At 58.0% G+C, this 6,854-nt stretch carries 6 protein-coding genes; 4 read left to right on the forward strand and 2 right to left on the reverse strand.

The window, feature by feature from the left end:
* Positions 1-191 precede the first annotated feature (191 nt).
* Positions 192-659, reverse strand: coding sequence for a hypothetical protein (locus AAAX77_RS09675; protein ID WP_349106066.1), 468 nt, complete (start codon positions 657-659; stop codon positions 192-194).
* A 277-nt stretch (positions 660-936) separates the two neighbouring features.
* Here AAAX77_RS09675 and AAAX77_RS09680 point away from each other — a divergent pair, with 277 nt between their 5' ends.
* Positions 937-1,368 carry an Hsp20 family protein gene (locus AAAX77_RS09680; RefSeq protein WP_040359532.1) on the forward strand — a complete coding sequence of 144 codons (432 nt, stop codon included), beginning with the start codon at positions 937-939 and terminating at the stop codon, positions 1,366-1,368.
* A gap of 82 nt (positions 1,369-1,450) precedes the next feature.
* Here the strand turns inward: AAAX77_RS09680 and AAAX77_RS09685 are convergent, their stop codons facing one another.
* The gene (locus AAAX77_RS09685) at positions 1,451-2,260 is read right to left on the reverse strand and encodes an MBL fold metallo-hydrolase (protein WP_349106068.1); all 810 of its coding nucleotides are present in this window, start codon (positions 2,258-2,260) and stop codon (positions 1,451-1,453) included.
* Positions 2,261-2,308: 48 nt separating this feature from the next.
* Here AAAX77_RS09685 and tilS point away from each other — a divergent pair, with 48 nt between their 5' ends.
* From tilS to ftsH, 3 genes are all read left to right on the forward strand, one after another.
* Entirely contained in the window at positions 2,309-3,847 is a 1,539-nt protein-coding gene (gene tilS / locus AAAX77_RS09690; protein WP_349106070.1) for a tRNA lysidine(34) synthetase TilS, read from the forward strand.
* Positions 3,848-3,994: 147 nt separating this feature from the next.
* Positions 3,995-4,543, forward strand: coding sequence for a hypoxanthine phosphoribosyltransferase (hpt, locus tag AAAX77_RS09695; RefSeq protein ID WP_117774133.1), 549 nt, complete (start codon positions 3,995-3,997; stop codon positions 4,541-4,543).
* Positions 4,544-4,604: 61 nt separating this feature from the next.
* Positions 4,605-6,680: an ATP-dependent zinc metalloprotease FtsH gene (ftsH, locus tag AAAX77_RS09700; protein ID WP_349106072.1), complete on the forward strand. Its 2,076-nt coding sequence runs from the start codon at positions 4,605-4,607 to the stop codon at positions 6,678-6,680.
* The last annotated feature ends 174 nt before the right edge of the window (positions 6,681-6,854 follow it).

A 6,854-nucleotide genomic window follows, 5' to 3' on the forward strand; every position in this document is an offset into this window, starting at 1 on the left:
AAGCCCCATCGCGCCGAGAGTACTGCGGGGTCAGCCCGTGGGAGGCCAGGGCGCCGCTGACCGGTGGACGGCACCGAACCGTACGCTTGAACTGAGAAGGGGGAGGCCTCGCGGCCTCCCCCTTTTTGCGTTTACCGGGCATAAATGACTCATTTACGCCAGACGATTTAATTCTTTTTGGTATTGAGCTTTTATTTAAAGAAAATAAAACGAATAACAAGGGCAATTGCTATGGCTGCAATGATCAAAAGCAGGATTGTCAGTCGATGCTGCTTGCGTCGTTTACTTGATGAAACGAAGATTGATTTTCCCTGTTTTGGCGTTTCGAGATAGCGAGCCGAATGCGTCAAGGTTTGCTTTGGTCGAGGACCTCTTTGTTGATGAGCGGCGGATGCTTTCATCGGCTCATCACTAGCTGCGCTGTTTTTAGATAATGGTGCGTCTTTCAGATATACAGGGTCTCCCGAGGCGACGCCCATATGTTTGCGTCCCGTTTGGGCATCCTCGAGCGTTTGATATCGATTTCTCGTCACATACTCGGGCTCAGGATCATTAATGGGCTCTTGCGAGATGTGGGGGCGATGGAACCGCGGCGGCTGCGTGGAAGTATCTTCCCCCTGCGTCGGCATAAACATTTTGTTCTGGTTTTGGTCGTCCATGATGCCCTTTAGCTCGTTACCAACAACGTGTACGCGCTCATTGTAAGCCCCTTGCTATTTGTAGCTGCGAACATACTTGTTATTTAAGCTCTGGTTCAAAGAACCTTAACCTTATTAAAACCTGAGTCAAACACACTTAGATATGCTTATAGTACTGGACTCAAAAAACTTTATAGTCGATGTATATATGAGCACTGGGTGGGCATATATAAGAGCGTCAAAAGAAGTCCCGGTCACCTAGAAGATGACTCGGCAGTCCTTAAAAGGAGTGGTAAACATGGCAAGCATGGTTCCTTATCGTTCGGTTTTTGGCGTTCGTCCTTCTGCTAGCTCGCTGTTCGATCTGTTTGATGATATGACCGACCTTGCAAACAACTCGATTGCTTCCAAGGCGTTTCCCGTTGACGTTGAGGATAAGGGCGACGGCTATGAGGTCAAGGCCTATCTGACCGGTGTCGCCAAGGACGATATCGATGTCGAGCTCAATGAGGGCCGTCTGTCCATTAGCGTGAATGTCGAGGAAGACGAGGAGAACGAGGGCAAGAACTTCCTGCAGAAGGAGTTCAGCTCGTACAGCGCGACGCGTGGCGTGTATCTAAAGGACGCTTCGAGCGAGGGCCTCTCGGCTAAGTACGCTGACGGCATCCTGACCGTTACGGTTCCCAAGATCGTCGAGAAGAAGAACGTTACGAAGATCTCCATCGACTAACTTCGTTGGTGTTCTGCGCTATTAAAAGACAGCAAAAGGGGCTGGGAAGCGATTCTCGGCCCCTTTTGCTGTCTAGGACAGTCTATTGAATGGTTGCCGGCTGATACTGACTCGCAGGGCGTATCGAGAGTTTTCGCGATCCTTGGAGAAGGGTTGCGGAGCTGCCGACCTCGTCATCCAGGGTTGCGGCTAGAGTTTTGGCATAGCTTTTGACGGTAAGGCTCGGACGATTGTTATCTTGGCTGATATGCATGGCAATGAGCTGTTCGGTGCGATCGGTAACAAGTTCGCGCGCGGCTTCGGCGGCTTGGCCATTGGAGAGGTGTCCCCTTGCAGACAGGATGCGCTCCTGAAGAAAGCGGGGATATTCTCCCTCGCGCAGCATGGTCACATCGTGGTTGCTTTCGAGTGCGAGGACTCGACAATCTTTGAGGGTGTTCATGGCTTGGCTCGATAGCTCTCCGGTGTCGGTGGCAAAGCCGATGGAATCATCGAGGGTGTCGAATCGATAACCGACTGGATTGATGACATCGTGTGATGTTGAGTAGGTTTGCACGTGGATGCCGGCAATGGATAGGGCGTCGCCGGGATCGAATTCCTCGACAGGCAGATGCGAAAGATTTTCTTTGTTCGAAAGAGTGCCCCTGCTGGCAAAGAGGGGGCCGTGCCAGTGCTTGCACCAGACATCGAGGCCCTTGATGTGATCGCTATGCTCATGAGTAATGAGAAGAGCCGAGACGTTGTCTGTCGAGAGCCCCAGTTCTGCCATGCGCTTTAATGTCTCGCGGCGAGACAGTCCGTCATCGACCATAATGAGCCCCTGCGGGCCCTCGATGAGTGCGCAGTTGCCTTTAGAGCCACTGCCGAGGATATGAAGGTGCAGGCAAGACATAAGATTCCAAAGGATACAATGGGTGCGGACGAATAAAGGAGGAAGCGAATGCCAACGGTATCACAGCATTACGGACACCATGCCGTGCCTGGGGCAGTCGATGAGACCCGGACGAGGCAGCAGGCTGCTCCTGTCGTGCTCATGGTATCAGGCGGCGCGGACTCGACGGCACTGCTTCTTATGGCGTGCACATCAAAGCTGGATATCCAAGACGGACGCGGTGTTGCCCCCATTGCTCGCGAGCGCCTGCATGTGCTGCATGTAAACCATCATCTGCGCGGCAAGGCGTCCGATGGCGACGAGGCCTTTGTGCGTGAGCTCTGCGCGAAATATGGTTTACCGCTGTGCGTGGAGCACGCTTATTTTGATGGGGAGTCGGGCAATATTGAGGCCGCGGCCCGCGAGGTGCGCTATGCCGCGGCGCGGAGGTATGTTCGCGAGCTCTGCGCCCAGACGGGGGCACCGCGAACGGCGGCTCGTATCTGCACCGCGCACACGTCTTCGGATCGCGCGGAAACGTTTTTGATGAACGCGATTAAGGGTTCGGGGCCCGCTGGCCTATCGAGCATTCCTCGCCGGAGGAATATCGTGGTGCGTCCCTTGCTCGACCTAACTCATGGCGAGCTCGTGGGCTATCTGCAGGTACATGGTCAGCCGTGGCGTGAAGACGAGAGCAATGAGGATATCTCGTATCTGCGAAACTACGTGCGCCATCGAGTGATGCCGGTGGTGGCGCAGCGCAACGCGAGCGTCTGCAAGACGATTGGCGCCGCCTGCGAGATCTTAGGCGATGAGGACGCGTTTTTGTCTCAGCTTTCGGCACAGGCGTTTCGAAGCTGCCTGCGTAAGGAGGCGGCGGGCGCGCTGGGGCTCGATGCCAGGCGCCTTGCTGCGGCCGAGGTGGTAATCGCGCGGCGCATCGTGCGACTGGCGATTAAGCGCATCGATCCGGACGCTCGTCCAGAGATGCGACATGTGGAGCGAGTCCTTTCCTGCGTTGCCGAGGGCGCCGGCTCGGTCACGCTTCCGGCGGGGATTGACGCACGCATTGAGTTTGGCATGCTGGCGTTCAAGGCGCCGGCGGCTCGCGAGGGCCTGGTCGCGGACTGGGTTACCGTACCCGGTCGTTTGCCGTTGGGCGGGGGACGTATGCTGGTCACAGAACCGATGGCCGTTGAGCCGGGATACGATATCGTGCGCCGCGCCCGTGAGCTTGCAGCTGCCGGGGAAGTGACAGCTTTGGTAGACGCGGCTGCCCTGGGTTTTGCCGACAGCGATAGTGAGCGGATCCTGGCGGGCTCGCGTGGCGAGATCCCTGCCGAGGCGCGATTGGCGCGCCTGTGGGTGGACGGTCCTGTACCGGGAGACGTGATGTGCCCGTTAGGGATGAGTGGCCGAAGCAAGAAAGTATCCGACTTGCTAGGTGAGGCTCGCATTCCCGTTTCCGAGCGCGCCGGCGTGCCCATGGTGAGGACGGCGCCGGGGGGCGCCGTGGTGTGGGTCGCCGGAGTTCGCGCGGACGAGCGTTTTAAGTGCACGGCCGCAACGCGCGTGGCATATCTGCTCCGCGTGGTCGATGCGGAATAGCGTCCCACGCCAGCTATTCTGTGCGACGTTGACGGTATTCCCGCGCTGATGGCGCACGGGCTGGTAAATTTACCCCGTGCGCTGCTAGAATGTGTAGTTCGCGTCCATACGGCGGTGTGTGGGCGATAAGCACAAGAAAGGGTTGTCATGGCTTCTCAACATCCGGATATCGAGAAGGTTCTGTTCACGCAGGAGGATATCGACGGTATCGTCTCTCGCCTAGGCGAGCAGATTACTCGCGACTACGCGGGTAAGGATCTGGTACTGATTGCGGTCCTGCGCGGCGCCGTGGTCTTTATGGGCGACCTGATGCGTAAGATCGAGCTACCGACCAACATCGATTTCATGGCTGTTTCGAGCTATGGCGACGGTGTGAAGTCTTCGGGCATCGTGCGTATCATTAAGGATCTGGATATCGACATCCGTGGTCGCGACGTGCTGATCGTCGAGGACATTCTGGACTCGGGCCTGACCCTCAAGTACCTGATGAAGAACCTCGAGAGCCGCAAGCCCGCTTCGCTGGAGGTCGCCGCCTTCCTGTGGAAGGACGTTGAGGACCGCACCTCGGCCATCACGCCCAAGTATGTTGGAACCCATTGCCCCGATGCCTTTGTGGTGGGCTACGGCCTCGACTATGCCGAGCGCTATCGTAACCTTCCGTATCTGGGCATTTTGAAACCGGAGGTTTATTCGTAAGATGCCCGACGACCATAACGATAACAATTCCCAGACTCCACGGGAGCCTAAGATCCCGGGGATGCCCGGAGGCAAGAAGCCCACGCGTACGGGCTGGCTGTATTTTATTTTGGCTTGCGCGCTTCTGGGCTACGCCTTCTTTAACATGGGCTCCGGCTTTGCCAATTCCAGCAATACCGTTAAGCTCGCGACGAGCGAGATGGTGAGCGCCATCAAGCAGGATCGCGTCGAAGATCTGACCTATACGGTTCAAGACGGAAGCGTGACGGGTCATTACTGGAAGACGAAGAAGGACAAGGGCGATACGAGCGAGCTCAAGAGCTTCTCCTCGACCTATGTCGGCTCCGATTCGCTTGCCGAGCTCATGGCGGAGCACCCCGATACCAAGTACATCGTCAACACCAACGATCCCGATTTTTGGGGCGACTTGGCGATGAGTGTGCTTCCGACGATCGCCCTTATCGCCATCATGTTCTACTTTATGCGCCAGATGATGGGCGCCAACAACAGGAACATGCAGTTTGGCAAGACCAACGCCAAGACCAACGAGGCCACACGCCCCAAGGTCAAGTTTGAAGACGTTGCCGGCGTGGACGAGGCAGTCGAGGAGCTCGAGGAGATCCGTGACTTTTTGAGCGATCCGGACCGCTATCGCAAACTGGGTGCCAAGATCCCGCGTGGCGTGTTGCTGGTGGGGCCTCCGGGCGCCGGTAAAACGCTGCTGGCTAAGGCCGTTGCCGGCGAGGCGGGCGTGCCGTTCTTTAGCATCTCTGGTTCCGACTTTGTCGAGATGTTCGTGGGTGTCGGCGCCAGCCGTGTGCGTGACCTCTTTAAGGAGGCCAAGTCCCAGGCCCCGTCGATCATCTTCATCGATGAGATCGATGCCGTGGGACGTCAGCGCGGAGCTGGCTTGGGCGGCGGTCACGACGAGCGCGAGCAGACGCTCAACCAGCTGCTGGTCGAGATGGACGGCTTTGAGGAAAGCGAGTCGGTCATCCTGATCGCTGCGACCAACCGTCCTGACATCCTGGATCCGGCATTGCTGCGTCCCGGCCGTTTTGACCGTCAGGTTACGGTCGACCGTCCGGATGTGAAGGGCCGCGAGCAGATCTTGCGCGTGCATGCCGAGAACAAGCCGATGGACGAGGACGTTAAGTTTGAGAAGCTCGCCCAGATGACCGTTGGTTTTACTGGTGCCGATCTGGCAAATCTGCTCAACGAGTCTGCGCTGCTGGCCGCTCGCCGTCATCGTTCCGTGATCTCGATGGACGAGGTCGAGGAGTCGATGGAGCACGTGATTGCCGGACCGCAACGCAAGGGTCGCGTGATGACCGAGGCCGAGCGCACCACGATTGCCTACCACGAGAGCGGTCACGCTTTGGTGGGCCACATCCTGGAGCACTCCGATCCGGTCCACAAGATCTCGATCGTCAGCCGCGGTCAGGCTCTGGGCTACACGCTGCAGCTTCCGCAGGAGGACCACTTCCTCAAGACCAAGAACGAGATGCTCGACGAGCTCGCCGTGTTCTTGGGCGGTCGCGTTGCCGAGGAACTCATGTGCGACGACATCACGTCGGGCGCGAGCAACGATCTGGAGCGCGCGACCAAGATGGCGCGCGAGATGGTCACGCGCCTGGGCATGAGCGAGGAGCTTGGAACGCAGGTGTTTGGTGAGGCGCAGCATCAGGTATTCCTGGGCCGCGACTACGCCGATCACCAGGATTACTCCGAGGAGACGGCGCGCCGCATCGACATCGAGGTCCAGCGCATTATGCGTGAGGCCCATCGTCGTGCGGTCGAGATTTTGGATGCCCGTCGCGACCAGCTCGATTTGATGGCCAAGGTGCTGCTTGAGCGCGAGACCGTCGAAGGCGACGCCGTGAATGCCCTGCTCGACAACGAGTGGGACGCCTACCTTGAGCGCGAGGGCGATATCCTGGCGGCCAAGGAGGAGCGCAATGCCAAGGCGGCCGGCATGCCGACCAAGAAGCGTGCGCCTCGTATGAGCGAGGAGGAGCTGGCGGCCGATGCCGCGGCATTTGCGCAGGCGGCCATGCAGGAGGATGCCGAAGCCGCATCCGATGATGCCGACGATGACCATGCCGTCGTCGATGCCGACACCGACGCCGACAAATAGTCTTTGTGGCGAAAGCCTCCGCGGGGAAACCTGCGGAGGCTTTTTCTTTCAAGACTTTAGTCCGCTGGCCGCGCAGCGGCCAGCTTTAAACCACCCGCTACGCGGGTGGAGACAAACGGCTTTACAAAGCCACCCCTCCGACCGATATTGACGATTGTTCAGGCCGTCAAGAAT

Source organism: Collinsella sp. CLA-ER-H6 (assembly GCF_040092305.1).
Classification (GTDB): domain Bacteria; phylum Actinomycetota; class Coriobacteriia; order Coriobacteriales; family Coriobacteriaceae; genus Collinsella.

Coding starts and splice junctions, on each gene's coding strand:
- AAAX77_RS09675 (WP_349106066.1), bottom strand. CDS start 659: ATGGACGACCAAAACCAGAACAAAATGTTTATGCCGACGCAGGGGGAA.
- AAAX77_RS09680 (WP_040359532.1), top strand. CDS start 937: ATGGCAAGCATGGTTCCTTATCGTTCGGTTTTTGGCGTTCGTCCTTCT.
- AAAX77_RS09685 (WP_349106068.1), bottom strand. CDS start 2,260: ATGTCTTGCCTGCACCTTCATATCCTCGGCAGTGGCTCTAAAGGCAAC.
- tilS (WP_349106070.1), top strand. CDS start 2,309: ATGCCAACGGTATCACAGCATTACGGACACCATGCCGTGCCTGGGGCA.
- hpt (WP_117774133.1), top strand. CDS start 3,995: ATGGCTTCTCAACATCCGGATATCGAGAAGGTTCTGTTCACGCAGGAG.
- ftsH (WP_349106072.1), top strand. CDS start 4,605: ATGCCCGGAGGCAAGAAGCCCACGCGTACGGGCTGGCTGTATTTTATT.